The following is a 25,563-nucleotide window of genomic DNA, read 5'->3' as shown; positions in this document are numbered from 1 at the left end:
AGAACCTTACAGATAGTCCGCAACGCGGTTGGCAGCCCAGTGGTAAAAACTGCCGGGAACAAGCGGCTGATTGGTCGGGTCTTTCTTGTGGACGTGGAAGCCGATGAAATCTGGATGGTCGAGCGGTTCCAGTCCATAAGCCGGGTCAAAGATGCGCAAGGCATCGCGCGCCGTCCAGTAGTAGAAATTTTCCTTCGGCGCGGCATCCTTGAAGAAACCGTAACGCTTGGCCATGCGCGAAATGCCGTCATTGGCGAAGGCCGTGATGCCGATTGTGGCCGGGGTTACCTTCTGTCCGGTCATGCGGAACCATGCAGGGCGCATGACGCGGCGGCGAAAGCCCAGCCATGGCGGAACGACGACCGTTCCTTCCATATAGGCGTCGAATTCGCCGATGACGGGATTGTCCGGCGGCAGGTACATCGCCGATACGCCGAGGCGGAAGTGGTTTTCCCGGGCGAGGTAAGGCTTGTCGGTCGCCGGATGAAACTGCTTCATCAGATAGATGTCTGTATCGAGCCAAAGGCCCTGCTGTTTCTTCATCAACGTGACGCGAAACAGGTCGCTGAACTGGGATACGACGTGACCGGGGTTCTCGATATCGGGAAAATCCGGGTCGATGCGCCGAAGATATTTTTTGTCCAGTATCGGTGCCGCATCGCAAATCTCGATGCCCTTGGGAAGGTTTGCGATCTCGTCGAACGCGTAGAGTTTCACCCGCTGTCCGGTCATCACCATCGATGCCAGACAGACCCGGTCCACCTCCCGAAGGCGCGGGCCATACCAGAAGGTGCAAATATCCATGAACTATTCCAGCGGAAAAAATTGTTAAAGTGCCAGTCCATCTATGAGAGTTGCTCATCCTGGTCAATCGCATTGTTAGACTAAAGTCGTAGACGTTTGGCCGCATTTCAACGACGCAAAACGTGAGGGAAGGCACGGCCGGGGAGCGGAAATCAGGGTGGATCAATTTTCCACGGATCCGCATTTTTAAAAAAGCCGGACTCCCGCATTCCGCTTCACTGGAATGAAGTTCTTTCATTCATTGTGCCGGCAGCAATAAATTGGCGCGAATTTGCCCCGGGTTGTGAAACCATCCTTTTCTTCCGGCGATGCGTTCCACTATGGTTGCCGCTCGTATCGGCGCATCGTAAGACGCCGAAAAACAGTGGACAGTGATTTTCATGACCAAGAGCCTGACGCACCTTCAGCGTCTTGAAGCCGAAGCGATCCATATTTTCCGCGAGGTTGCCGCAACATTCACCAAGCCGGTGATGCTGTATTCGATCGGCAAGGATTCCTCCGTGATGCTGCATCTGGCGATGAAGGCCTTTTATCCGGCCAAACCGCCATTTCCGTTCCTGCATGTGGATACCACGTGGAAATTCAAGGAGATGATCGCGTTTCGTGATTCAGAAGCGAAACGTCTCGGCTTCGACCTGCTGCTGCACAGTAACCAGGAAGGCATTGACCAGGGCATCAGCCCCTTCGTGCATGGATCGAACACCCATACCCATATCATGAAGACCGTCGCCCTGCGGCAGGCGCTTGACAAATACGGCTTCGATGCAGCCTTCGGCGGCGCGCGGCGCGACGAGGAGAAGTCGCGGGCCAAGGAGCGCATTTTCTCCTTCCGCAACGCGCAGCATTCCTGGGACCCGAAGAACCAGCGCCCGGAAATGTGGAAGATCTACAACACGCGGGTCGCCAAGGGCGAATCCATCCGCGTCTTCCCGATCTCCAACTGGACCGAGCTCGATGTCTGGCAGTACATCCTGCAGGAGAATATCCCGATCGTCCCGCTCTATTACGCCGCCAGGCGGCCGGTGGTGGAGCGCGACGGCATGCTGATCATGCGCGATGACGAACGCATGCAGCTGCTGCCCGGCGAAAAGCTGCAGGAGAAGCTTGTTCGCTTTCGCACGCTCGGATGCTATCCCTTGACCGGTGCGATTGAATCCGACGCGGTGACCTTGCCGGAAATCGTCAGCGAAATGCTGATCGCCCGCACCTCCGAACGGCAGGGCCGCATGATCGACAAGGATGAAGCCGGTTCGATGGAGAAGAAGAAGCGCGAGGGCTATTTCTGATGAACACCGTTGCCCCGATTAAGGCTTCCGCCGCCGAGGAAATCCGCGCTTACATGGCCGAACAGGAAAAGAAGTCGCTGCTGCGCTTTCTCACCTGCGGTTCGGTCGATGACGGCAAGTCGACGCTGATCGGCCGTCTGCTCTACGACACCAAGCTGATCTTCGAGGACCAGCTGGCCGCCCTGCAGAATGACAGCCGCAAACATGGCACCAATGGCGAGGACATCGATTTCGCCTTGCTGGTCGATGGTCTGGAAGCCGAACGCGAGCAGGGCATCACCATCGATGTCGCCTACCGCTTCTTCTCCACGCCCAAGCGCAAGTTCATCGTCGCCGATACGCCCGGCCACGAGCAATATACCCGCAACATGGCGACCGGCGCCTCCACCGCCGATCTTGCCATCGTGCTTGTCGACGCGCGGCAGGGCATCCTGCGGCAGACACGCCGCCACAGTTTCATCGCCTCGCTGCTCGGCATCCGCAACATCGTCCTCGCCATCAACAAGATCGATCTCGTCGATTACTCCCAGGCCATTTTTGACAGGATCGTCGCCGACTACCAGGATTTTGCCGGCAAGCTTGGTTTCCAGTCGATCCAGCCCATTCCGCTCTCCGCCCGCTTCGGCGACAATGTGATTTCCGCCTCCACCAACATGCCCTGGTACAAGGGCCCGGCGCTGCTTGAACATCTCGAAGACGTGCCGCTCGCCGATGCGGATGAGGAGCGCCCGTTCCGGTTCCCGGTGCAATATGTCAATCGGCCCAATCTCGACTTCCGCGGCTTCTCCGGCACCGTCGCCTCCGGTGTCGTCGCGCCGGGGGACGAGGTGGTGGTGGCCAAGTCCGGCAAGTCCTCGCGCGTCAAGCGTGTGGTGACGCTGGACGGCGACCTCGACCGGGCTGTCGAAGGGCAGGCGGTGACGCTGGTGCTGGAGGACGAGGTCGAGGTGTCGCGCGGCAACATGCTGGTGGCACCCGGCGCCCGCCCCGAGGTGGCGGACCAGTTTGCCGCGCACCTCGTCTGGTTTGCCGAACATGCGCTGATCCCCGGCCGTTCCTATATCCTGCGCACGGAGACCGATCAGGCGACAGCCACGATCACCGATCTCAAATACCGAATCGATATCAACAGCTTCGCCCAGGAGGCGGCCAAATCGCTTGACCTGAATGAAGTCGGCGTCGTCAATATTTCAACGCAGGAGCCGATTGCCTTCGACCCCTACAAGTCGAACCGCTCGACCGGCTCGTTCATCCTGATCGACCGCCTGACCAATGCGACGGTCGGCGCCGGCATGATCGATTTCGGCCTGCGCCGCGCATCGAACGTGCATTGGCAGGCGCTGGATGTCAGCAAGGCCTCACGCGCCGACCAGAAGAACCAGAAGCCGGCGGTGATATGGTTCACCGGCCTTTCCGGTTCAGGCAAGTCGACGGTCGCCAATCTCGTTGAAAAACGCCTGTCGTCGCTCGGCAAGCACACCTATATTCTCGATGGCGATAATGTGCGCCATGGGCTCAACCGTGATCTTGGCTTCACCGAAGAGGACCGGGTGGAAAACATCCGCCGCGTCGGCGAAGTGGCCAAGCTGATGGTGGATGCGGGCCTGATCGTGCTGGTCTCGTTCATTTCGCCGTTCCGTTCGGAGCGCCGCATGGTGCGCGAACTGCTGGCCGACGGCGAATTCCTCGAAGTGTTTGTCGATACGCCGTTCGAGGAATGCGCGCGGCGTGACCCGAAGGGGCTCTACGCGAAGGCGCTGCGCGGCGAGATCAAGAATTTCACTGGCGTCGACTCGCCCTATGAAGCGCCGGAGAATCCGGAACTGCATCTGCACACGGTCGGCCACACGACGGAGGCACTTGCCTCGGAGGTGGAGAAGCTGCTGGTCGAACACGGCATCATCTTCAACTACGATCAAAGCTCGTGGTCGATTTAAGGGCATGACCATCACCCTCCCGCCCCTCGATCATGCCGCCCTTCTTGCCGTCCTGGAAACAGCGGCCATTGCCGCCGGACAGGAAATCCTGCGCATTTACGCGGAGGGCTGTGATTTCGCGCTGAAGGATGACCAGTCGCCGGTCACGGAAGCCGATCATGCCGCCGAAGCCATCATCCTGGCGGCTCTGCGCAGGGCGACGCCTGACATACCCGTCGTGGCGGAAGAGGAAATCTCCGGCGGGCACGTGCCCGGCGATCTCGGCGCGCGCTTCTATCTGGTGGATCCGCTCGACGGAACGCGGGAATTTGTCAGCCGCAACGGTGATTTCACCGTCAACATTGCGTTGATCGAAAACGCAGCGCCCGTTCTCGGCGTTGTCTATGCCCCCGTCCGCGGTGTGCTGTTCACCGGCGGCACTGCCGGTGCACAGGAAGTTGCTATCGGCGAGGGCGGTGCGGTCACCGCGCGCAAAGCCATAGGCTGCCGCACCAGTCCGGACGATCTCATTGCCGTTGCCAGCCGCTCGCACCGCACGCCGGAAACCGATGCCTATCTGGAAAAATTCCGTATTGCCGACTGTGTGTCCGTCGGGTCGTCACTGAAATTCGGCCTGCTGGCGCGCGGCGAGGCCGATATTTACCCGCGTTTCGGCCGGACCATGGAATGGGATACGGCGGCGGGCGATGCGGTCCTGCGGGCTGCGGGCGGGATCACGCTCACGCTGGACGGCAATCCGCTGACCTATGGCCGCCGCAATCAGGCCGACGACGCCGATTTCGCCAATCCGGATTTCGTGGCCTGGGGGAAGCTATAGTCTGATCGCAATGCCATTGTGCGTGGTGCGTGGTTCGACAAGCTCACCATGAGGGATGTGGATTGGTCCAAGATCAATGGCGAAGGTTGCAGAGTGTAATTCCCTGCAATCCATACCCTCCCTCATGGTGAGCTTGTCGAACCACGCACTGTGCTGTTGCCATCCGATCACCGGTTATCCCGGTCGCTTCCTCAACAGGATCGTCACCACAAAAAACGCGCCGATGGAACTGGTAACGATACCGATGGGCAATTCCTGCGGCGCCAGCAGCAGACGGGCCGCGAGGTCGCTGAGCAGGATCAGCAGGGCGCCGAGCACGGCGCAGGTGACGATCAGTCCCGCATGCAGCTGACCGGAAAAACGCCGGGCAATGTGCGGGATCATCAGGCCGACAAAGCCGATGACGCCCGCCACCGAGACAAAGATCGCGGTGGAGAAGGCGCAGACGATGAACACCGTGTTGCGCAGGCGCGTCACCCTTATGCCAAGGCTTTCCGCCGTGTTTTCGCCGGCCAGCAGCGCATCGAGATTGCGGTGGTTGTACAGGGCGTAGACCAGGATGGCGGCAAGCCCGACAAGGGCGAGCGGCAGGTTCTCCCAGCGGGCAAGACCGAGGCCGCCGAGCGTCCAGAACATCACCGAATGCGCGGCGCGCTGGTCGCCGGCAAACACCATGTAATTGGTCAGCGCAGCAAACAGGAAGGAGACGGCAAGGCCCGCCAGGATCAGCCGTTCCGGCCCCTGTCCCTGCACGCGCCGCACCAGCATCAGCACGACGATGGCCGCCAGCATGCCGCCGCTGAAGGCGGCAATCGGCAGGGTCCAGATGCCGAAGCGGTCGCCGATGACCGTAATCACCGAGACTGCTCCCGCCGCCGCACCATTGGAAAGGCCGAACAGGAACGGATCGGCGAGATCGTTGCGGGTGACGGTCTGCAGCAGCGCGCCGATGATGCCGAGCCCGGCCCCAACGCAGATGGCAAGGATGACCCGCGGCAGGCGCAGGTCGACAATGATCTTGCCGACCGGGCCATTGACGGCGGTATCGGAGAGGCCGGAGGCATGGGCGAGAGCGCGCAGGACATCGCCGAGCGGAATGACCGTTGCCCCATAGGCAATCGACACGAGGGCGAGGGCCAGAATGGCCATCACCCCCGTCATGAGTGTCAGATGCTGACGGAAAGGCAGATGCACTCAGAAGGCTTCCGGATGCATGGCCTTGGCCATCTTGGCGATGGCCTCGATATTGGCCGGTCCGGGCGTCAGTTCCGCATAGCGCAGGGCGACGAAGCGGTTGTTCTTGACGGCGTCGGTTTCCTTCATTGCCGGATGCGATTTGAGGAAGTCGAGCAGCTTCTGGTAACCCGCATCATCCTGATAATCGAGGAGGACAAGGAATTCCGGATTGCGCGTCGCCACGGTTTCCCACGAGGTGGTGCCCCAGCTGGTGTCGAGATCGGCCATGATATTGGTGCCGCCGGCTTCGCTGATCATTGCCGTGGGAATGGCGAACTTGCCCGCTGTAAACGGCTTGTCCTCGCCGGAATCGTAGAGGAAGACGCGGGTGCCGCTCTTGTCGCCGATCTTTGTCTTGATCGCCGCGAGTTCTGTCTTCCAGGCGCTGACGAGTTTATTCGCCTCGTCTTCCCTATCGAAAATCTTGCCGAGCTTTTCCATGTCGCCATAGAGCAGGTCCATGGTGGCGGCGGGCCGGGACTTGTCGAGATGGATGCAGCTTTCGGTCAGTTCAAGTGTCTTGATGCCGTGCGGCGCCAGCGTGTCGGGGGTGACCTCACCGCCCGGCTTCATGCCGTAATTCCAGCCGGCGAAGAAGAAATCCGGTTCCGCCGCAATGAGATTTTCAAGGGTCGGATATTTCGGCGCAAGCTCGGGAATGGCGCCCAGCTGTTTCTTGAAGGCGTCGTCGAGCTTGTACCAGCCGGTAATGCCCGAAACCCCGACCATCGAGGATTGCAGGTGCAGGGCGAAGGCCATTTCGCTCATGTTGATGTCCTGGATGACCGCACGCTTGGGCGCGGCCTCGAAGGTGACGGGCTTGCCGCAACTGTCGACCGTCACGGGAAACGCCCATGCGGGGGCGGACAGCGCCGACAAGGCGAGGGCGAGCAGCATTCTTTTCATCAAATTCTCCGTAGCTGAGCAGTTTGTTTTGTGGTTGGTCCGGGTGCTTCGAACACCATGAGATCGCGATCCTGCGAGGGATGGCGCAGGCGCAGGACATCGAGATCGAAGACATCGCTGACGATGCGCGGCGTCAGCGTTTCGTCGGGCGTGCCGGCGGCGACGAGCTGGGCGGCATGCATGACGGCAACGTGGGTGGCAAACGGCGCCACCAGCGGCAGGTCGTGCAGCACCGCTATAACAGTCACATTGAGACCGGCCACCAGCGCCAGCAATTCGCTGCGCGCCTTCGGGTCGAGGTGATTGGTGGGTTCGTCGAGAAACAGGATGTCAGGCTGCTGGGCGATGGCGCGCGCCAGCTGCACGCGCTGCCTTTCGCCGCCGGAGAGCGAGCCGATGGGACGGCGCGAAAACGCGGCGATCCCGGCGCGGAGCAGGGCTTCCGTCACGATATCCCGGTCCTTCGCCTTGGTCAGGGTGCCGGTGTGCGGAATGCGGCCAAGGGAGACATAATCGTCAACCAGCAATTGCGGGTCCGGCATGTCGGTCTGGCCGACGAAGGCAAATCTCCTGGCCCGTTCCTTCGGCGGCAGCCGGTCTATTGCCGTACCGTCGAGATGGACGTTGCCGGAGGAGGGGCGCAGCAGCCCGGCCAGCATGCGCAAAAGCGTGGATTTCCCCGCGCCATTCGGCCCGATAATGGCAAGTCGCGCGCCGCGCACGATGTCGAGCGATACCTCGTCCACCAGCGTCTGGCCGGCGGTGCGGAACGTCACCTCGTCGGCACGCAGGGCAACATGGCTCATGGGCGGATATCCGTGACTGCAGGCAAGGCACATGGTGTCAAATCCCAACCGGTAAACGTCGTCGCGTTATCGCGGACGCGTCGTTCTCGTATAGTAACGTTATAACATTGGTCAATGCCTGATGTATCATAGGTGCGCCGGAATGCGTGCGAGAGTCTTGTCCCAAAGGCCTTGCGGGCGCTGTGATGCCTTGGACCAGCCATCGGCGAGCGCGTGATACATCCGGGCGAAGTCCAGAAGATCGGCAAAGTCCGTGGCGGGATCGATATCGCCGAAGAGATATTGCGCCTTGCCGGGCGCCCGGAACGCCACCGTGCAGGGTCGTTCGCAGCCCGCCATGCAGCCAACACCGCGCACCTCATAGCCGAGCTGGCCATCGAGTTCCGCCTGCAGCCTGTGGGCAAGGGCCTGTCCCGGTCGTGACAGGCCGTCGACCGCCTTGCACAGGGTGCAGACGATAATCTGGTGATCGGGTCTTGGCGTGGTCATGCCGGTGCCTTGCCTTGTGGACAAAGGTTAGGGGAACGCGGCCAATGCACCATCGCGACAATGCGGGAGAGGACATCGCATCGCTCCCGGCACACCCCGTCCGGTTCGAATTGTAGATGAGATGGCAGGTCTCCTGGCTCGCGGGTCTCAGCTTCGCCTTGCCTTCCCGACCTTCCGGTCAGTGGCATGTCAGGCATCGCTCACCGCTTACAGTTGCGGGGGCAGCCACGGTCTCGGTCCCTTTTGGGTACGCCTCACCGTGTTCCCTTTTCATCTCCCGCGTTGTCGTGCGGAAGAAACCATCGGCGCGGATGCTATGCGGCCAGCCGCGCAGTTGCAAGCACGTTTATGCGGCAATTTTTGCCGCTGCCAAAATTTTTGGCAAATGAAAGATTTCAATTGGCCGGTAACGCGTTAGAGTGCTGGGAGCATTTGTGGAACCGCAGTTTTTTGAATCAGACTTTTGAGGCGATATGGCAATTCACGCAGCAGTCTATCATCTGACACACTACAGGTATGACCGGCCCATCATGCTCGGGCCGCAGATCATCCGGCTCCAGCCGGCACCCCATTCCCGGACAAAAGTTCTCAGTCATTCCCTGAAAGTCAGTCCGGCCAATCATTTCGTCAACCTGCAGCAGGACCCCTACGGCAATTTCCTCGCCCGCTTCGTCTTTCCCGAACCGGTGACGGAGCTGAAGATCGAGGTCGATCTCGTCGCTGATATGACCGTCTACAATCCATTCGATTTCTTCGTCGAACCGGTCGCCGAGACCTGGCCGTTCAGCTATCCCGAAGAGATCAGCGACGACCTGTCGATCTATATGAAACCGGAACCGGCAGGACCGCTGGTTTCGGCTTTCCTTGCAACCATCGATCGCAGCCCGACGAACACGGTGAATTTCGTCGTTGATCTCAACGCACGTATCCAGCGCGAGATCGGCTATGTCATCCGCATGGAAACCGGGGTTCAGGAACCGGACGCAACCTTGAACCTGCGCTCGGGATCGTGCCGGGATTCAAGCTGGCTGCTGGTGCAGGTGTTGCGCAATCTCGGTTTTGCCGCGCGGTTCGTCTCCGGCTATCTCATCCAGCTGAAGCCCGATCTTGTCGCCATCGATGGTCCCGCCGGAACGGACAAGGATTTCACCGATCTGCATGCCTGGTGCGAAGTCTACCTGCCGGGGGCGGGCTGGATCGGTCTCGACCCCACCTCCGGGCTTCTGACCGGTGAAAGCCACGTACCGCTTGCCGCCACCCCGCATTACCGCAATGCCGCACCGATTTCCGGCATGGCGGAATTCGCCAATGTGGAATTCGGTTTCGATATGCGGGTGACGCGCGTATCCGAGCACCCGCGCATCACCAAGCCCTTTTCCGACGAATCCTGGAATGCGCTCGATGCGCTCGGCGAAAAGGTGGACGCGATCCTGAACGAGAGGGATGTGCGCCTGACTATGGGCGGCGAGCCCACATTCGTGTCCATCGACGATTTCGAATCGGGCGAATGGAACACCGATGCGGTCGGGCCGACCAAGCGCGAAAAGGCCGACAAGCTGATCCGGCGGCTGCGCGAGCGTTTTGCGCCGGGTGGTTTTCTGCACTACGGGCAGGGCAAGTGGTATCCGGGCGAGAGCCTGCCGCGCTGGACGTTCTCGCTTTACTGGCGCAAGGACGGCAAGCCGATCTGGGTCAACCCCGATCTGATCGCGCCCGAGAACGGCAAGGCTGACGTCAAGCCGGAAGATGCCGGAAAACTCCTCGTCGCGTTGGCGCAGGCGCTTGGCGTTGAAGAAGAGATGGTGGCGCCCGCCTATGAAGATCCGGCTGAATGGATCATCAAGGAGGGCAATCTTCCCGACAATGTCGATCCGTCCAACTCCAGGCTCAAGGATCCGGAAGAGCGCAGCCGCATCGCCCGGGTTTTCGAGCGGGGCCTGACCGAGCCAAGCGGTTTTGTCCTGCCGGTGCAGCGCTGGAACAGCCAGGCCTCCGGCCCGCGCTGGCGCAGCGAAAAATGGAAGACGCGGCGCGGCAAGCTGTTCCTGGTGCCGGGCGATTCGCCCGTCGGATACCGTCTGCCGCTCGGCGCCCTGCCGCATGTTCCGGCCTCGGAATATCCCTATATCGTGCCGGTCGATCCGTCGGTGGATCGCGGGGCGCTGCCGGACCCGGCACCGCAGGCGCGTGAGAACATCCTGGCGGTTGCCTCTTTCAACGCTGATGAAGGCAACCAGCAGGAGCGGGTCGAGCAGGAACTGGGGGAAATCGGCGGGGCCGTGCGCACCGCCATATCGGTCGAGCCGCGCGACGGGCGTCTCAGCGTGTTCATGCCGCCGGTGGAGGCGCTCGAGGACTATCTGGAACTGGTTGCGGCGGCGGAAGCTGCCGCCCACAAGCTCGGGCTGCCGGTTCACATCGAAGGTTACAGCCCGCCGCAGGATCACCGCATCAACGTCATCCGTGTCGCACCCGATCCCGGCGTGATCGAGGTGAATATCCATCCGGCCGCCAATTGGCGCGACTGCGTGGCAACGACAACGGCAATCTATGAGGAAGCCCGCCAGACGCGGCTCGGTGCCGACAAGTTCATGATCGATGGCCGCCATACCGGTACCGGCGGCGGCAACCATGTGGTGGTCGGCGGCGAAACACCGGCCAACAGCCCGTTCCTGCGCCGTCCTGATCTGCTCAAAAGCCTTGTCCTGCACTGGCAGCGGCATCCATCGCTGTCCTACCTGTTCTCCGGCCTGTTCATCGGGCCGACCAGCCAGGCACCGCGCATCGACGAGGCGCGGCATGACAGTCTCTACGAGCTGGAGATTGCCCTCTCGCAGGTGCCGCGGCCGGGCGAGGGCACGCCGCCTTTGCCCTGGCTGGTCGACCGGCTGTTCCGCAATCTTTTGGTGGATGTCACCGGCAACACGCATCGTTCGGAAATCTGCATCGACAAGCTGTTCTCCCCCGATGGTCCGACCGGCAGGCTCGGGCTGGTCGAATTCCGCGGTTTCGAGATGCCGCCCAATGCGCGCATGAGCCTTGCCCAGCAATTGCTGATCCGCGCGCTGATCGCCCGGTTCTGGAACAATCCGATTCAGGGCAGTTTCGTCCGCTGGGGCACGGCGCTGCATGACCGTTTCATGCTGCCGGCCTATGTCTGGCAGGATTTCATCGATGTTCTCGCCGATTTGCGCGAGAACGGCTTTGATTTCCGCCCGGAATGGTTCGAGGCCCAGCTGGAATTCCGCTTCCCCTTCTGCGGGGAAATCGAGAATGAGGGTGTGAAACTGGAAATCCGGCAGGCGCTGGAGCCATGGCATGTGATGGGCGAGCAGGGTGCCATCGGCGGCACGGTGCGTTTCGTCGATTCCTCGGTGGAACGGCTGCAGGTCAAGGTCGACGGCTTCAACCCGGCCCGCTACAGCGTTGCGTGCAACGGGCGCGAGGTGCCGCTGAAGATGACGGACAGCCAGGGCACGGCGGTTGCCGGCGTGCGCTACAAGGCGTGGCAGCCGCGCTCCGGCCTGCATCCGATGATCCCGGTCAACACGCCGCTGGTTTTCGACATTTACGACCAGTGGTCGCAACGGGCGATCGGCGGTTGCGTCTATCATGTCGCACACCCCGGCGGGCGCAGCTATGATACGTTCCCGGTCAATTCGAACGAGGCCGAGGCGCGCCGGCTGGCGCGTTTCGAGCCGCGCGGCCATACGGCCGGCGGATATGAATTGCGCAGGGAGCAGCCATCGGGGGAATTTCCGATGACCCTTGATCTGAGAAGGCCGAGGCATTGAGATATGGTTGGCATCATGGCTGTGCGTGGTTCGACAGGCTCACCATGAGGGAGCGGGAGGATTGCAGGCAGACATATCCTGCGACGTGGCAGATTGACGTTGCAAACCACGCCTTTCCTCATGGTGAGCCTGTCGAACCACGCACTCCTGTCCTGCAGCACTCACAAACCGGTTATCGATAGACACATGTCACAGAGCGTGAAAACCAACCTACTCCCCGGTCTCCTTGCCAGCTACAAGCCCCTGCAGGGCGTGGCGGACGAGATGATCGATCCCAGCGGGACAGTGCGGCCCGGCTGGGAAAAGCTGCTGCGTTCGCTCGACACGCTCGGCCCCGAAAAACTCGCCACCCGCTTTGCCCGCGCCAACCAGTATCTGCACGATGCGGGTGTGTTTTACCGGGTCTATGACGAGACCGGCACGCAGGAGCGCGAATGGCCGCTCGCTCATGTTCCGCTTCTGATCAACGAGGATGACTGGCGCGCCATCACATCAGGGCTGACCCAGCGCGCCGATCTCCTGGAGGCTGTCGTTGCCGATATCTATGGCGACAACCGGCTGGTGCGTGATGGCCTGCTGCCGCCGGATCTGATTGCCTCGAACCCCGAGTTCCTGCATCCCGTCGCCGGTATCAAGCCGGCCAGCGGGCATTTCCTGCATTTCTGTGCTTTCGAGCTGGGGCGTGCGCCCAATGGCCAGTGGTGGGTGCTGGGCGACCGCACGCAGGCGCCTTCGGGTGCCGGGTTCGCCCTGGAAAACCGCGTTGCCACCACCCGCGCCCTTTCGGATATTTCCGGCGCGATGAACGTTCATCGTCTTGCCGGTTTCTTCAAGGATTTCCGCGATTCCCTGCAGAGCCTGATCCACGATCCCGCAGGGCGCGCGGCCATTCTCACGCCCGGCCCGAACAATGAAACCTATTTCGAACACGCCTATATCGCCCGCTATCTCGGCATCATGCTGCTGGAAGGCGACGACCTGACCGTGAGCAAGGGCCGGGTCATGGTGCGCACCGTGTCCGGTCTGAAGCCCATCGATGTTCTGTGGCGGCGCATGGATGCCGCCTATATGGACCCGCTGGAGCTGAAGTCGGATTCGTGGATCGGCACCCCGGGCATGGTCGGCGCGCTGCGCCAGCGTTCCGTCTCGCTGGTCAATGCGCTGGGATCGGGCATTCTCGAAACCCGGGCGCTGCTGGCCTTCCTTCCTGCGATCTCGAAGGCCCTGCACGACCGCGATCTCGCCTTGCCGAGCATCGCCACCTGGTGGTGCGGCCAGGAGAAGGAACGCCAGCACGTCATGAACCGGCTCGACCAGATGATGGTCGGCCCGGCGCTGTCGACCCGGTTGCCGTTCGAAGACGTGCAGGCCACGGTTCTGGGCTCCGCCCTCGACGATGCGGCGCGTCAGACCCTGTTGCACAAGCTCAAAACCGACGGCCGCGGACTGGTCGGGCAGGAAGCCGTCAAACTGTCGACGACGCCGGTCTATGTGGACGGCAGGCTGGAACCGCGCCCCTTTGTCCTGCGCGTCTTTGCGGCGCGTCATGGCGATGGCTGGAGTTTCATGCCCGGCGGGTTTGCCCGCGTCGGGTTCACGCTCGACACGGCGGCGATTGCCATGCAGCGCGGCGGGCAGGCGGCGGATGTTTGGATCACCAGTTCGGCGCCCGTGCGCAAGGATACGCTGCTGCCGCGCGAGGATGACGCCTTCCGCCGCAATGTGCCGGGCACGCTGCCGAGCCGTGCGGCGGAAAACCTGATGTGGATGGGCCGCTATATCGAACGTGCCGAAGCCACGGCACGTATCCTGCGGGCGTGCCATGCCCGCTATGCCGAGACGGCCAATGCGGAATTGCCGCTTCTGACGGAAATGCGCGATCAGCTCAAACCCCTCGGCATTGATCTCGATGAAGCCATTCCAAAGGGCCTCTTGCGTTCCATAGATGGCGCCATGCTCAGTGCGGGACGCATCCGCGACCGGTTTTCACCCGATGGCTGGCTGGCGCTGCGCGATCTGTCGAAGACCGTGCACCGGTTCCAGGGGGTGGTGTCGCAGGGCGATGACGGCACCCGCGCCATGACGATCATCCTGCGCAAGCTGGCCGGGTTCTCCGGTCTGGTGCACGAGAACATGTATCGTTTCACCGGCTGGCGTTTTCTTGAAATCGGCCGCCGGCTGGAGCGCGGTATCCAGATGGCGCGCATCCTGGCGAACCTGTCGCGGCATGAAGCGCCGGAAGGGGCGCTGGAAATGCTGCTGGAAATCGGCGACAGCGTCATGACGCATCGCCGGCAATACAGCGTCTATTCCGGCCGCCTGAGCGTGCTCGATCTTCTGGCGCTCGATCCGCTCAATCCGCGCTCGATCATTTTCCAGCTCGATGCGCTCAAAACCGAGTTCAATCTGTTGCCGCAGCGCGAGGCGGGCGCGCATATGTCCGCCTTTTCCAAGGATGTGCTGCGCCTGCACACGCAGCTTGCCATCATGGAATCCAGCGAACTGACCGCTGACAAGCTGCATGAACTCGCCAATGAAATCGGTGCATTGTCCGACACCATCTCCGATACGTATTTTGCCTGAGGGGGTGAGGAATGCTCTATAACATCCGCCTCCACCTGCATTATGACTATGAGCGCTCCGCAGCGGGCGGGCGCCACCACATCCGGGTGATGCCGCAGACCCTGCCGGGTATTCAGCGCGTGGTCGCCTCGAGTCTCTCCTTTGACCCTGCCGCGGCGGAACGCTCCGATTTTACCGATTTCTTCGCCAATACGGTGACCTCCATCGTCTACCGCAATCCGCACGAGACGCTCGACGTGACGATGACGGCCCGCATCAATGTAGCGCGGCCGCAGACCATGCTCGATGTTTCGCCCGATCTTGCCGGCCTGATCCGGGAAATACGCGGCGTCTGGTCGGTGGCATCCGACGCGCCGCATCACTTTCTGACATCCAGCTCCCACGCTGCCATCGACCCTGACATATCGGCCTACGCCGCGACAAGCCTCGGCAGGACGCGCACGGTCATGGAGGCGGCGGGCGATCTGTGCAACCGCATCCATACGGATTTCGCCTATGATTCCGACGCCACCAATGTGCGCACCACGGCGCGCGAGGCGTTCGAACTGCGGGCCGGTGTCTGCCAGGATTTCAGCCACATCATGATTGCCGGCCTGCGCGGCATCGGCATTCCGGCGGGCTATGTCAGCGGTTTCCTGCGCACCATCCCGCCACCCGGCAAGGAGCGGCTGGAAGGTGCCGACGCCATGCATGCCTGGGTGCGTGTCTGGTGCGGGCGCGAGGCGGGCTGGCAGGAGTTCGATCCCACCAATGCGATGATGGCCGGCAATGACCATATCACCGTCGGCTACGGCCGGGATTATGCCGATGTTTCGCCCATCGTCGGCGTGCTGAAAACCAGCGGCTCGCAGGAAGCGAAGCAATCGGTGGATGTGATCCCGCTGGAGTGAAGAGCTTTTGTGCGTGGTTCGACAAGCTCACCATGAGGGAGGTGGGGGATTGCAGGGAGCCATATTCCGCAACGTTCAAGATTAGCGCTGCAGCCCACCGGGTTCCCTCACGGTGAGCTTGTCGAACCACGTATGATGGTTTTGCCAGCGCGTTTTGGAATATTGGAATAGTTTTTCTTGGTTTCCAGCAAACGGGAGAATATGGTCTGCCTCAAGTGCCATTTGCGCCGGTGAATGGGATGAAATTTCGAAGTGCGATCCATGCTCCCCATTCCGCCGCTGATGCTGACCACAGGTCCGGTTCCCGCCTATCCGCAAGTGCTTGCCGCGCTCGGAAAGCCTGTTCTCTATGACTATCATCCCGCCTTCCAGGCCTTCTATGCCGAGGTGATCGAAAAGCTGCGGCTGGCGCTGCGGCAGGACACGGCGCCCGTCATCATGCAGGGTGAGGCCATTCTCGGCATCGAAGCCGCTGCTGCCGCGCTGATTGCCCGTGACGATGTGGTTCTGAACCTTGTCTCCGGTGTCTATGGCAAGGGGTTTGCCGGCTGGGCCGCGCGCTATGGCAAGGAAGTCATCGAGCTTGCCGTGCCCTATGACGACATCATCGACCCGCAGGCGGTGCGTGCGGTGCTGCGCCAGCGCCCGGATATCAAAATTGTCTCACTCTGCCATCACGACACCCCGTCCGGCACGCTCAATCCGCTGCGGGACATCGGTGCTGTCGTTGCCGAGCACGGGGCTTATCTCATTGTCGATGCCGTGTCGTCCTTTGGCGGGTTGGATGCCCATCCTCGTGAGACGCATGCCGACATTTTCATCACCTCGCCATCGAAATGCCTGGGCAGCACGCCCGGCCTCAGCCTTATCGGCGTGAGCGAGCGGGCCTGGGCCAAGATCGAGGCCAACCCGGATGCGCCGCGCGGCTCGTTCCTCAGCCTTCTCGGCTGGAAAGGCGCCTCGGAGCCCGGAAAGCCCTTTCCGGTGACGCCGTCCATTGCGGAAATCTATGCGCTGGATGCGGCGCTGGATCTCTATGCCGAGGAGGGCGCCGAAAACGTCTGGGCCCGCCATGCGGAAACGGCTGAAATCACCCGCAACGGCCTGCTTGAGCTTGGCCTGAAGCTGTGGCCGAAAAAGCTGGAATTCTGCGCGCCGACGGCGACCGCTTTCAAGCTGCCCGACGGTTTCAGCGACACGGCCTTGCGCGACCGGTTGCGCGATGAGCACGGCATCCTCCTGTCGCTCGGCCGCGCCGACACATCGGGCAAACTGCTGCGCGTCGGGCACATGGGCGCGTCCGCCAAACCCGATTTTGCCCGCGCCACCATCAGGGCTCTCAGCCAGATTCTGTCCCGCCCCCTCGGCCAAACCTATGCATAAGAGGATCGCAAGCATGTCCCGTATCCTGTTGAACCGACGCTCTTTTCTCCATCTGACCGCCAGCGCCGCCGCGCTGACCGCCATGCCGGGTCTTGGCTGGGCGCAGGGGGAAACGCCTGTCAAAGGCGGGCGTCTGATCGTCGCCGGGGACAGCGAACCGGCCAATCTCAACCCCGCAATCGTCGCGTCCAACGGCGTGTTCTTTGTCGCCAGCAAGATTGTCGAGCCGCTGGCCGAACAGTCCTATGACGGCAAGGACGGCCTGTCGCCGCGCCTGGCCACCGCCTGGGAGGGCTCGGCCGACGGCCTGACCGCAACGTTCAAACTGCGCGAAGGCGTGACCTGGCATGATGGCAAGCCGTTCACCTCGGCCGACGTTGCCTTCTCCGCGCTGGAAGTGTGGAAGAAGCTGCAGAATCTTGGCCGCGTGGTCTTCAAGAACCTCGAGAGTGTCGAAACACCGGATGACCACACGGCCATCTTCAAATTCTCCCAGCCGACACCGTTCCAGCTCATCCGCAATGCGCTGCCGGTGGTCACCTCCGTCGTGCCGAAACATCTCTATGAAGGCACGGATATCGCCAAGAATCCGGCCAACCAAGCATTGGTCGGCACCGGCCCGTTCAAATACGGCGAACACAAGCCGGGCGAATATTATCTGCTGAAGCGCAATGAGGCGTACTGGCAGAAGGACCAGCCGCTGCTGGATGAGATCGTGTATCAGATCCTGCCCGACCGTTCATCCGCCGGCAATGCGCTGGAGGCCGAACAGATCCAGCTGGCTGCTTTCTCCGCAGTGCCGCTTGCCGATCTCGCCCGCATCTCCAAGGTACCGGGCCTGAAGGTCTATGCCAATGGCTATGAAGGGCTGACCTATCAGCTCATCGTCGAAATCAACCATCGCCGCAAGGAACTGGCCGATCCGAAGGTGCGTCAGGCGCTTGCCCATGCCATCGACCGGGATTTTGTCGTCAAGACGATCTTCCTCGGCTATGCAAAACCGTCCACCGGGCCGGTCCCTGCCTATGACAAGGCGTTTTATGAGCCAGATGTGGCCGCCCATGCCTTCGATCCGGCCAAGGCGGAAGCGCTGCTCGACGCGGCGGGCTACAAGCGCGGCGCCGATGGCAACCGCTTCACGCTCAAGCTCCTGCCAGCGCCATTCTTCAATGAAACCAAGCAGTTCGGCGACTATCTGCGCCAGGCGCTGGCCAAGGTGGGCATTGATGCGCAGGTGGTCAGCAATGATACGCCAGCCCATCTGAAGGCGGTCTATACCGACCACGATTTCGATATCACCGTGGCAACGCCGGTCTACCGTTCCGATCCGGCGATCTCCACCACCATCCTGTTCGAAAGCGGGCTGCCCGCCGGTGTGCCGTTCTCCAACCAGTACGGCTATGCCAATGCGGATGTGGACAAGCTGATCAAGGATGCCGCTTCCACCGTGGATAGCGACAAGCGCGCCGGTCTCTACAAGAAGTTGCAGAAAGTGGTGGCTGAGGACCTGCCGCTGATCAATGTGGCGGAATTCTCCTTCATCACCGTTGCCCGCGATACCGTGCAGAATGTTTCCGATAATCCGCGCTGGGCGGTGTCGAACTGGTCCAATGTCTGGCTGAGAGGGTAGGGGTTGAGGGTATGGTTTTATCTTGATACTGCATCTTCCCTCCTGAACACAAACCCGTTTGTCTTCCGGCATTATTGGCTCTAGTGTCCCCCTCCATTCGCATGACCTGTCGGAGCCCTTCTTGCCGCCACTCGCATCCTTTTTCCTGAAACGCCTTTTGGGTGCGATTCCGGTTCTGGCCGTTGTGCTCATCGGCAGCTTTCTGCTGCTGGAGGCGGCATCCGGTGATGCGGTGGATTCCTATGTCGCGGGTTCCGGCGGCATGGATGCCGACCAGCTGGCACAGTTGCGCCAGGCATGGGGCCTTGATCAGGGCCCAGTCCATCGTTTCATCGCCTATGTCTCGGCGCTTGGCCACGGCGATCTCGGCTGGTCGACGGCGTTTCAACGTCCGGTGCTTTCGGTGATTTTCGAGCGCCTGCCGGTGACGCTGCTGCTGATGGGCATTGCCACGGCACTCGCCTTCTTCCTCGGTTCGCTGCTCGGCGTCATCGCCGGTGCGAAACCCGGCTCCCTGCGCGACCGTTTCCTGTCGATCGGTTCGCTGGCGCTTTATGCGGTTCCCGGCTTCTGGCTGGGGCTGGTGCTGATCGTGGTCTTCGCCGTCGATCTGCGCTGGCTGCCGGTTGGCGGCATCGAGACCATCGCGTCCGGCAAGAGCGGATGGGCGCGCATGGCGGATATCGCCGCGCATCTGGTCCTGCCCGTTGCCTCGCTCGCCATGGTGTACTTCGCGCTGTATCTGCGCCTGATGCGCGACCGCATGAGCGAGGTCTGGCGCGATCCCTTCGTCACCGGCCTGAAGGCGCGCGGTCTCAGCCGTGGCCGAATCGTCTGGCGGCATGTGGCGCGCAATGCGGTTCTGCCGGTCATTACGATGCTCGGCTTGCAGGCGGCGGTCATGCTGGGCGGCAGCGTCGTGGTGGAAAGCGTTTTTGCCATTCCGGGATTCGGACGGCTGGCGGCGGAGGCTGTCTCGCGGCGCGATACGCCGCTGCTGCTGGGTGTCATTCTGTGCAGCGCCATAACGGTGATCATCGCCAATCTGCTGGTCGATCTGGCCTATGGCAGGCTCGATCCGCGCGTCAGGATCGGCCGATGACGATCTGGCGGCGTCTCAACCTTGAAGGCCGTGCCGGACTGGTGCTGTTGCTTGCGCTGGTTCTCATGGCCTTGCTCGCCCCGTGGATCGTGCCGGGCGATCCGCTCGCCATCGTCGGCGAACCATTGCTGCGGCCTTTCGCATCGCAGGCGCATTGGCTGGGCACCGACCGTCTTGGCCGCGATGTGCTGTCGGAGCTTCTCTACGGCACGCGCACGACGCTGCTCGTGGCGTTCTTCTCGGCTGCGGCATCGCTTGTCATCGGCAGTCTGGTCGGCACGCTGGCCGGTTTTCTCGGCGGTATTGCCGATGCGGTGCTGATGCGGATCACCGAGGCGTTCCAGACGGTTCCGGGCTTTTTGCTGGCGCTGGCGACAATCAGCGTGACCGGGCCGAGCGTTCCGACTCTCATTCTGGCCATCAGCCTCGGCACATGGACGCAAGCCGCGCGGGTGACACGGGCGGAGGTTTTGTCGCTGCGCGAGCGCGATTTCGTGGCCGCCGCCCGCACGCTTGGCATGCGGCCGCTGGAGATTGCCTTCCGGGAAATATTGCCGAATGCCTTTGGTCCGGCCGCCTCGCTCGCCGCCATTTCCGTGGCCGCGGCCATCCTCATCGAAGCCGCCCTGTCGTTCCTCGGCTTCGGCGATCCGAACCGGGTAACCTGGGGCAGCATGATTGCCGAAGGGCGCACGGTGCTGCGCGCGGCGCCCTATCTTTCCATCGTGCCGGGTCTGGCGCTGGTGGTGACGGTTCTCAGCGTGCATCTGATCGGGCGCGGCCTGTCGCGCAATGAGAGGTTCCTCCAGCCATGAGCGATAAGTTGCTGCGCGTGGAAAATGCCGGCGTGACCTACGGCAAGACCGTTGCCCTGGCGGATATCTCGCTCGACCTCGACCGGGGCGGCCGGCTGGCTTTGATCGGTGAAAGCGGCTCGGGGAAATCCACTCTCGCCATGGCCATTGCGGGGCTTCTGCCAAAACAGGCGCGCCAGACCGGCTCGATCGTCTTTCCCGGCACGTCGGCGCGGCCGCGCCTTGGCCGGGACATCGGCGTGGTGTTCCAGGACCCGGGCGGCAGCCTCGATCCGGTCATGAGGGTCGGCGACCAGATTGCCGAGGTCATCAGGGCGCATGAGGACACCAGCTGGATCGCCGCGCGGGTGCGTGCCGCCGATCTGATGGACCGGGTGCGCATCCCGAAAGCCCTGTCGCGCCTCAACAGCTATCCGCATGAATTCTCCGGCGGGCAGCGCCAGCGCATCGCCCTCGCATTGGCGCTGGCGGCCAATCCGTCGCTTGTCATCGCCGATGAGTTGACCAGCGCGCTCGACACGGTGGTACAGCGCCATATCGTCAACCTGCTGGACGAGCTGGTGCGCGAGGACGGGCTGACGCTATTGTTCGTCACCCATGACATCGCGCTGGCGTCCGAACGCGCCGACCAGATCGCTGTTCTCTACAAGGGACAACTGGTCGAACAGGGCACCGCAGCCGATGTTCTCGGCCAACCCGCGCATCCCTACACCAGGGCGCTGATCGGCGCGCACCTGTCACTGGACACGCCGCGACAAAGGCGGCTTGTTGAAATCAACCCTGACAGCCTGAACGTGCCATGAGTGAAATCGACAATCCAATTGTTCTTGAAGTGAAGGATGTTGCCAAGCGCTTTGGCGAGCGCAACGCATCGGGCCTGAAGAATATCGGATTTACCTTGCGGCGCGGTGAAACGCTGGCGCTGGTCGGGGCATCGGGTTCGGGCAAGACGACGCTCGCCCGCCTCGTCATGCGGCTGGGCAATCCGGATGCGGGATCAATCCACCTGTGCGGCCACGATATCACGGCCCTGCGGGGCGAAGCCTTGCGGCTGCTGCGCCCGAGATTCCAGATGGTGTTCCAGGATCCGCTGGCGGCATTCAATCCGCGGGCCACGGTCCGGCGCATCCTGGAAGACCCGCTGCGCCTGCACGATCTGGCGCCACGGGACAGCTATGGCCAGCTTATCGCCACCGCGCTCGAACGGGTGGGGCTGAGCCCTGATCTGATGCAGCGCAGCCCGCTGGAACTGTCTGGCGGCCAGCGCCAGCGCATTGCCATTGCCCGGGCGATCGCCACCCGTCCCGACCTGATCGTGCTGGACGAGCCGGTATCCGCGCTCGATGTTTCCGTGCGGGCGCAGATCCTCAATCTCCTGCTCGATCTGCAGGAGGAAACGGGTGTGTCCTATCTCTTCATTTCCCACGATCTCGCCGTGGTCCGGGCCGTGGCCGACCGCATGATCGTGCTGGACGAGGGGCGGATTGTCGAAAGCGGCGAGACCGAACGGGTTCTTGCTGCCCCGCAGGCCGAAGCAACCCGGGTTCTGATCGATGCCGTGCCCAGACTGCAGGTTCCCGCCGGTTGAGAACCCGGTGATCCCCGCTCCGGGAATGAAAATCCGCTCCCATGCTTTTCAAGCAATCGATTGGTAAAATTTGTTTCAAAGGTCGTCAGTCAATACAACCTGTGGTAGAAGATTCGCGTGGTATCGCCCAATAGTTCAATTTTTAGGGATGTCCTTCGCACGAAATTAGCCCGCAAACGCTAGTGTCGCGTGAAGTGGAATTGAGGTTGATAATTGTACGCTGAATATTTCCCTGTCATTGCCGATCTCGTCCATCGTCTTGGGTTGGTTGCCCTGGTCAGCATGGCCTATGGCTCCATCATTCGCGCTTTCAACCTGCCCTGGACGCGCGGCCTGATGGTTGGGCTTCTGTTCGGCGGTGCCGCCATCATTTCCATGCTCGACCCCGTCATCGTCGATGAGGGCATCATTGTCGATGCGCGTTCCATCCTGCTGGCGCTCAGCGCACCGTTCGGCGGCGTTGTGGCGGTGCTGGTGTCGACAGCTCTAACGATCCTGTCCCGCGTCCTGATCGGAGGGGTTGGTGTGCAGGCTGGTGTCGTCGGCATTGTCATCATCGGCCTGATCAGCCTGATCTTCACGCTGGTCTACCGGCCCCAGACCTATTCCTGGAAACATTTCCTCATTCTCGGCCTGACGGTTCCGCTCTACACGCTGAGCATCTTCATCCTGCCGTTCGAGCAGGCGCTGCCGATTTTCCAGCGCATTGCCTTGCCGATACTGACCTTGAGCGTTGCCGGGATTTTTCTCATCTCCATGTTCCTGCATCGCGAACGCCTGCGTGTCGACCGGGTGAAGACGCTGGAGGTGGACGCCCATACGGATCCGCTGACCAACCTTGCCAACCGCCGCCTGTTTGACCGGGTCGCGCGGCGCACCTTCCGCAAGGCGGCATCGACCGGCGGCGACGTCTTTTCGCTTGTCATGATCGACATCGATTCATTCAAGAGCATCAACGATCGTTGGGGCCATTCCAATGGCGATCTGGTGCTGGTCGAAATTTCCACCATCATTCGCTCGCTGGTGCGCAAATCCGATCTGGTCGCCCGCTATGGCGGGGAGGAGATAGCGATCCTGATGCCGTCCGCAGCCGCTGGCGAAGCCATGGCGATGGCCGAAGCGATCCGGCGGCGCGTCAACGAGACCTTTTTCGATCTCGGGCGCACGCGGGCCCATGTCACCGTCAGCGCCGGTGTCGCCACTTTTACAGCGCAGCATCAGTCAATGACGGAACTGATCGAGGAGGCGGACGTGGCGCTCTACCGGGCCAAGCGCCTCGGTCGAAACCGCATCGAGCTGGCGGCCATGGCTGCCTAGGGTCTGGTCTGGACCTTACGCTGCCCTCAGTAGGCTGTCGATGGCGCGGCAGCGTTGCAACGCCCAACGCATGTCGTCGAGTGCTCCGTCGACGGCGCTCTCATGGACCTGCTGCAGCCCGATGCGCAGCTGATAACACGCGAGTACGGTTTTGTCCCGGACGAGATCCGGCCGGTGAATCTCGAAATAGCGGGCCTGCTGCTCTATGCAGTCCAGCCACGGCCGCCAGAACAGGATATTGGCGATATCGTAGAGCGGGTCGCCATACATGGCGTCCGACCAGTCGATGACACCTGTGATCCTGCGGCCATCGGTCAATACATTGTTCGAACCGAAATCCGCATGCACAAGCGCCCGCACATCGGGGCAGTGCCTGGCCAGTTCGGCACAGCGTCCGGCCATATCCGCGACCTGGTTATCGCCGGTCACGCTACCCCAGTCATAGGCTGACACGGTGGACAGGAATTCCTGCCAGCTTGCATTGCGTCCGTTTCCCGACGCATCGAACGGGCCGTAGCCGCGCGCTGAGCCAATGTCTGAGACAGCAATGGTGTGCAGGACATTGGCAACCGGAGCAAGAACCGGCGGCAGATCCTGCGGCGGCAAATCCTGCAGGGTGACACCTTCTGCCATGTGCGAGACACAAAACCCGTTGCCGTCATCGAGAGCGCCGTGAGCGACAACGGCCGGAATGGGCAGCGCGGGCGCGGAAAAATGCCGGCTCGCATAGGCGTCCTTGGCAAATCCGTCAGCGGACCGGTTGATGCGCAGGACAAAGCGCTCGTTGCCCAGATTGTAACGGAAGGCGCGCGAATCCTCGCCTTCCGCGATCGGGACGAGCCGGACGGTCTCGCCCGTCAATTGCCGGAGCTTGCCTGCGGCGGCGGCCAGTGAAATGTCAGGTTTTTGCATGACGGGAAGGCGGTCAGGCGCCGCCGGTTTTTCCCCGTTCATGCACGATCCGCGCCATGGCCTGCGCTTCGGGGCCTTCCCTCTGCAGGCCTTCGGCAACGCCGGTCCTGTCGGCTTCAGCCCGGTTCTGGCTGACTTTCCATTTGCCTTCGATGCGCGTGATCGGGATTTCAACGCCGATAATGCCTTTCACCTGCCCGGCAATGAATGGCTCGGGCGCATCTTCCACCGCCCATGGCTGGGCGCGGCCGCCTTCCTGGGTGCGGGTGAGGCTGCCGATCTGCCGGCGCAGCCATTCCGGATCGTCCTGTATCTGCGGTGTACCCCAGGCCTGGACAACGACGTAGTTCCAGGTTGGTACAACCTTGCCGTGTTCGCGCTTGGCCGCATACCAGGACGGCGTGATATAGGTGTTGGGGCCCTGGAAAATGACCAGCGCCTCGGCACCCGCCTGCAAGGCCGCCACCTGCTCGTTGGCTCTGGCCAGATGCGCGCGAAGGGTTCCGTTCGGCCCCGCATCCGCATCGAGCTCGAAGGGAATGAGGTTGGCCATCAACCCGTGTTCGCCGCTCGTCACCAGCATGGCCAGCGGATGCTTGCGGATCAATGCGTGCATCACGTCAAGGCGATCTTCACGAAACGCGGGTGGTCTGTACATGGATTGCTCCGCTCGATCTGGAGTGGTCATGGCTTCATGCCATGCATGGAACGTGGACTGGAATAATAGTGGATCGGTACGGCGGCGCAAGGCACATGCATGGCCGTGCCCGCCGGCACGGATGAATCTGGATTTTCCCGCTTGCTATTTCACGACGCGTCGTAAGATGATGAAGCGAGAAACAAGGAATGTCCCGAGGGCTGATGATGGACGAAGAACCCGAACTGGTTGTATCGCGTTTGTCGAAGGAGTTCACGCGCGATGGAATCACCGTCAGCGTTGAGATTTACCGCCTTGCCGAGCAGAGCGAATGGACGCTCGAAGTGGTGACCGAAGACAAGGATTCGATTGTCTGGGACGATCCGTTCGAAACGGACCAGGCTGCATTTGACGAATTTCTGCGTGCGGTCGAGGACGAGGGGCTGGCCGGCCTGATCGATCCCGACGGCGGCGATACGCTGCACTGACATGCGCGTGACATGTCCGCAGATCGGACATCGAATGGGAAAGCTGTTGAAAACGCTGGTCGGAGTGAGAGGATTCGAACCTCCGACCCCGTCGTCCCGAACGACGTGCGCTACCAGGCTGCGCTACACTCCGTGACCAGCGA

22 protein-coding genes, 1 tRNA gene and 1 riboswitch are annotated in these 25,563 nt (G+C 61.8%); of the genes, 14 read left to right on the top strand and 9 right to left on the bottom strand.

Features of this window, described 5'->3' with window-relative positions; translation table 11 throughout:
• Nucleotides 1-6: 6 nt before the first annotated feature.
• Nucleotides 7-804, bottom strand: a complete 798-nt coding sequence (locus ACZ25R_RS16355; RefSeq protein WP_130268888.1) for a glycosyltransferase family 32 protein — start codon at nt 802-804, stop codon at nt 7-9.
• 238 nt (nt 805-1,042) lie between these two features.
• Nucleotides 1,043-1,186: a hypothetical protein gene (locus tag ACZ25R_RS16350; protein WP_472461578.1), complete on the bottom strand. Its 144-nt coding sequence runs from the start codon at nt 1,184-1,186 to the stop codon at nt 1,043-1,045.
• On the opposite strand from ACZ25R_RS16350, the gene cysD reads away from it, so the two are divergent.
• Genes cysD through cysQ form a run of 3 tightly spaced genes read left to right on the top strand, consistent with a single transcriptional unit; the run spans nt 1,185 to nt 4,844 of the window.
• Entirely contained in the window at nt 1,185-2,090 is a 906-nt protein-coding gene (cysD, locus tag ACZ25R_RS16345; protein WP_472461577.1) for a sulfate adenylyltransferase subunit CysD, read from the top strand. The genes ACZ25R_RS16350 and cysD overlap by 2 nt on opposite strands.
• Nucleotides 2,090-4,027: a sulfate adenylyltransferase subunit CysN gene (gene cysN / locus ACZ25R_RS16340; RefSeq protein WP_472461576.1), complete on the top strand. Its 1,938-nt coding sequence runs from the start codon at nt 2,090-2,092 to the stop codon at nt 4,025-4,027. Before cysD ends, cysN begins: the two co-directional genes overlap by 1 nt.
• 4 nt (nt 4,028-4,031) lie before the next feature.
• Nucleotides 4,032-4,844 carry a 3'(2'),5'-bisphosphate nucleotidase CysQ gene (gene cysQ / locus ACZ25R_RS16335; protein WP_472461575.1) on the top strand — a complete coding sequence of 271 codons (813 nt, stop codon included), beginning with the start codon at nt 4,032-4,034 and terminating at the stop codon, nt 4,842-4,844.
• 174 nt (nt 4,845-5,018) lie between these two features.
• Here the strand turns inward: cysQ and ACZ25R_RS16330 are convergent, their stop codons facing one another.
• From ACZ25R_RS16330 to ACZ25R_RS16315, 4 genes are all read right to left on the bottom strand, one after another.
• Nucleotides 5,019-6,005: a FecCD family ABC transporter permease gene (locus ACZ25R_RS16330; protein ID WP_472462502.1), complete on the bottom strand. Its 987-nt coding sequence runs from the start codon at nt 6,003-6,005 to the stop codon at nt 5,019-5,021.
• A 33-nt stretch (nt 6,006-6,038) separates the two neighbouring features.
• Complete coding sequence (locus ACZ25R_RS16325) at nt 6,039-6,986, bottom strand: ABC transporter substrate-binding protein (protein ID WP_472461574.1); 948 nt, start codon at nt 6,984-6,986, stop codon at nt 6,039-6,041.
• On the bottom strand, nt 6,986-7,792 hold the full coding sequence (locus ACZ25R_RS16320) for an ABC transporter ATP-binding protein (protein ID WP_472461573.1): 807 nt from the start codon (nt 7,790-7,792) through the stop codon (nt 6,986-6,988). Before ACZ25R_RS16320 ends, ACZ25R_RS16325 begins: the two co-directional genes overlap by 1 nt.
• Before the next feature lie 126 nt (nt 7,793-7,918).
• A complete protein-coding gene (locus tag ACZ25R_RS16315; RefSeq protein ID WP_472461572.1) occupies nt 7,919-8,281 on the bottom strand; it encodes a DUF1636 family protein in 363 nt (120 codons plus the stop codon).
• Between the two features lie 106 nt (nt 8,282-8,387).
• A riboswitch (cobalamin riboswitch) is annotated at nt 8,388-8,600 on the bottom strand.
• A 154-nt stretch (nt 8,601-8,754) separates the two neighbouring features.
• Here ACZ25R_RS16315 and ACZ25R_RS16310 point away from each other — a divergent pair.
• The 10 genes from ACZ25R_RS16310 to ACZ25R_RS16265 all read left to right on the top strand — a co-directional run bounded on the left by ACZ25R_RS16310 (nt 8,755) and on the right by ACZ25R_RS16265 (nt 23,383).
• A complete protein-coding gene (locus ACZ25R_RS16310; RefSeq protein ID WP_472461571.1) occupies nt 8,755-12,075 on the top strand; it encodes a transglutaminase family protein in 3,321 nt (1,106 codons plus the stop codon).
• A gap of 186 nt (nt 12,076-12,261) precedes the next feature.
• Complete coding sequence (locus tag ACZ25R_RS16305) at nt 12,262-14,658, top strand: circularly permuted type 2 ATP-grasp protein (protein ID WP_472461570.1); 2,397 nt, start codon at nt 12,262-12,264, stop codon at nt 14,656-14,658.
• An 11-nt stretch (nt 14,659-14,669) separates the two neighbouring features.
• Entirely contained in the window at nt 14,670-15,548 is an 879-nt protein-coding gene (locus ACZ25R_RS16300) for a transglutaminase family protein (protein ID WP_472461569.1), read from the top strand.
• 261 nt (nt 15,549-15,809) lie between these two features.
• A complete protein-coding gene (ppaT, locus tag ACZ25R_RS16295; protein ID WP_472462501.1) occupies nt 15,810-16,931 on the top strand; it encodes a pyridoxamine--pyruvate transaminase in 1,122 nt (373 codons plus the stop codon).
• 13 nt (nt 16,932-16,944) lie between these two features.
• Nucleotides 16,945-18,561, top strand: coding sequence for an ABC transporter substrate-binding protein (locus ACZ25R_RS16290; RefSeq protein WP_472461568.1), 1,617 nt, complete (start codon nt 16,945-16,947; stop codon nt 18,559-18,561).
• A gap of 121 nt (nt 18,562-18,682) precedes the next feature.
• Nucleotides 18,683-19,663 (top strand): ABC transporter permease, encoded by a 981-nt coding sequence (locus ACZ25R_RS16285; RefSeq protein WP_472461567.1) that lies wholly within the window; start codon nt 18,683-18,685, stop codon nt 19,661-19,663.
• Complete coding sequence (locus ACZ25R_RS16280; RefSeq protein WP_472461566.1) at nt 19,660-20,478, top strand: ABC transporter permease; 819 nt, start codon at nt 19,660-19,662, stop codon at nt 20,476-20,478. Before ACZ25R_RS16285 ends, ACZ25R_RS16280 begins: the two co-directional genes overlap by 4 nt.
• The gene (locus ACZ25R_RS16275) at nt 20,475-21,281 is read left to right on the top strand and encodes an ABC transporter ATP-binding protein (protein ID WP_472461565.1); all 807 of its coding nucleotides are present in this window, start codon (nt 20,475-20,477) and stop codon (nt 21,279-21,281) included. Before ACZ25R_RS16280 ends, ACZ25R_RS16275 begins: the two co-directional genes overlap by 4 nt.
• Nucleotides 21,278-22,066 (top strand): ABC transporter ATP-binding protein, encoded by a 789-nt coding sequence (locus ACZ25R_RS16270; RefSeq protein ID WP_472461564.1) that lies wholly within the window; start codon nt 21,278-21,280, stop codon nt 22,064-22,066. The genes ACZ25R_RS16275 and ACZ25R_RS16270 overlap by 4 nt, the downstream gene beginning before the upstream one ends.
• 213 nt (nt 22,067-22,279) lie before the next feature.
• Nucleotides 22,280-23,383, top strand: a complete 1,104-nt coding sequence (locus ACZ25R_RS16265; protein ID WP_464662990.1) for a GGDEF domain-containing protein — start codon at nt 22,280-22,282, stop codon at nt 23,381-23,383.
• Between the two features lie 15 nt (nt 23,384-23,398).
• Here the strand turns inward: ACZ25R_RS16265 and ACZ25R_RS16260 are convergent, their stop codons facing one another.
• Together ACZ25R_RS16260 and ACZ25R_RS16255 are read right to left on the bottom strand one after the other, a co-directional pair.
• Nucleotides 23,399-24,337: a phosphotransferase gene (locus tag ACZ25R_RS16260; RefSeq protein ID WP_472461563.1), complete on the bottom strand. Its 939-nt coding sequence runs from the start codon at nt 24,335-24,337 to the stop codon at nt 23,399-23,401.
• Nucleotides 24,309-24,953 carry an FMN-binding negative transcriptional regulator gene (locus ACZ25R_RS16255; protein ID WP_472461562.1) on the bottom strand — a complete coding sequence of 215 codons (645 nt, stop codon included), beginning with the start codon at nt 24,951-24,953 and terminating at the stop codon, nt 24,309-24,311. Before ACZ25R_RS16255 ends, ACZ25R_RS16260 begins: the two co-directional genes overlap by 29 nt.
• Nucleotides 24,954-25,141: 188 nt before the next feature.
• On the opposite strand from ACZ25R_RS16255, the gene ACZ25R_RS16250 reads away from it, so the two are divergent.
• Nucleotides 25,142-25,420, top strand: a complete 279-nt coding sequence (locus tag ACZ25R_RS16250; RefSeq protein ID WP_472461561.1) for a hypothetical protein — start codon at nt 25,142-25,144, stop codon at nt 25,418-25,420.
• A 56-nt stretch (nt 25,421-25,476) separates the two neighbouring features.
• On the opposite strand, the gene ACZ25R_RS16245 is transcribed toward ACZ25R_RS16250, so the two are convergent.
• Nucleotides 25,477-25,553: transfer RNA gene (locus ACZ25R_RS16245), tRNA-Pro, on the bottom strand.
• Nucleotides 25,554-25,563 lie beyond the last annotated feature (10 nt).

The sequence above is a fragment of the Phyllobacterium sp. RCAM01083 genome, assembly GCF_055685835.1.
Note: the sequence above shows the minus strand (reverse complement) of the source record. Positions and strands in the feature narration are given on the sequence as shown.

Bases quoted from the DNA above. Each gene is read 5' to 3' on its own strand.
- ACZ25R_RS16330 (WP_472462502.1), bottom strand. From the start codon at position 6,005: ATGACGGGGGTGATGGCCATTCTGGCCCTCGCCCTCGTGTCGATTGCC.
- ACZ25R_RS16290 (WP_472461568.1), top strand. From the start codon at position 16,945: ATGTCCCGTATCCTGTTGAACCGACGCTCTTTTCTCCATCTGACCGCC.
- ACZ25R_RS16320 (WP_472461573.1), bottom strand. From the start codon at position 7,792: ATGAGCCATGTTGCCCTGCGTGCCGACGAGGTGACGTTCCGCACCGCC.
- ACZ25R_RS16280 (WP_472461566.1), top strand. From the start codon at position 19,660: ATGACGATCTGGCGGCGTCTCAACCTTGAAGGCCGTGCCGGACTGGTG.
- ACZ25R_RS16260 (WP_472461563.1), bottom strand. From the start codon at position 24,337: ATGAACGGGGAAAAACCGGCGGCGCCTGACCGCCTTCCCGTCATGCAA.
- cysQ (WP_472461575.1), top strand. From the start codon at position 4,032: ATGACCATCACCCTCCCGCCCCTCGATCATGCCGCCCTTCTTGCCGTC.
- ACZ25R_RS16305 (WP_472461570.1), top strand. From the start codon at position 12,262: ATGTCACAGAGCGTGAAAACCAACCTACTCCCCGGTCTCCTTGCCAGC.
- ACZ25R_RS16315 (WP_472461572.1), bottom strand. From the start codon at position 8,281: ATGACCACGCCAAGACCCGATCACCAGATTATCGTCTGCACCCTGTGC.
- ACZ25R_RS16275 (WP_472461565.1), top strand. From the start codon at position 20,475: ATGAGCGATAAGTTGCTGCGCGTGGAAAATGCCGGCGTGACCTACGGC.
- ACZ25R_RS16250 (WP_472461561.1), top strand. From the start codon at position 25,142: ATGTCCCGAGGGCTGATGATGGACGAAGAACCCGAACTGGTTGTATCG.
- ACZ25R_RS16355 (WP_130268888.1), bottom strand. From the start codon at position 804: ATGGATATTTGCACCTTCTGGTATGGCCCGCGCCTTCGGGAGGTGGAC.
- ACZ25R_RS16300 (WP_472461569.1), top strand. From the start codon at position 14,670: ATGCTCTATAACATCCGCCTCCACCTGCATTATGACTATGAGCGCTCC.
- ppaT (WP_472462501.1), top strand. From the start codon at position 15,810: ATGCTCCCCATTCCGCCGCTGATGCTGACCACAGGTCCGGTTCCCGCC.
- ACZ25R_RS16255 (WP_472461562.1), bottom strand. From the start codon at position 24,953: ATGTACAGACCACCCGCGTTTCGTGAAGATCGCCTTGACGTGATGCAC.
- cysD (WP_472461577.1), top strand. From the start codon at position 1,185: ATGACCAAGAGCCTGACGCACCTTCAGCGTCTTGAAGCCGAAGCGATC.
- ACZ25R_RS16310 (WP_472461571.1), top strand. From the start codon at position 8,755: ATGGCAATTCACGCAGCAGTCTATCATCTGACACACTACAGGTATGAC.
- ACZ25R_RS16270 (WP_472461564.1), top strand. From the start codon at position 21,278: ATGAGTGAAATCGACAATCCAATTGTTCTTGAAGTGAAGGATGTTGCC.
- cysN (WP_472461576.1), top strand. From the start codon at position 2,090: ATGAACACCGTTGCCCCGATTAAGGCTTCCGCCGCCGAGGAAATCCGC.
- ACZ25R_RS16325 (WP_472461574.1), bottom strand. From the start codon at position 6,986: ATGAAAAGAATGCTGCTCGCCCTCGCCTTGTCGGCGCTGTCCGCCCCC.
- ACZ25R_RS16350 (WP_472461578.1), bottom strand. From the start codon at position 1,186: ATGAAAATCACTGTCCACTGTTTTTCGGCGTCTTACGATGCGCCGATA.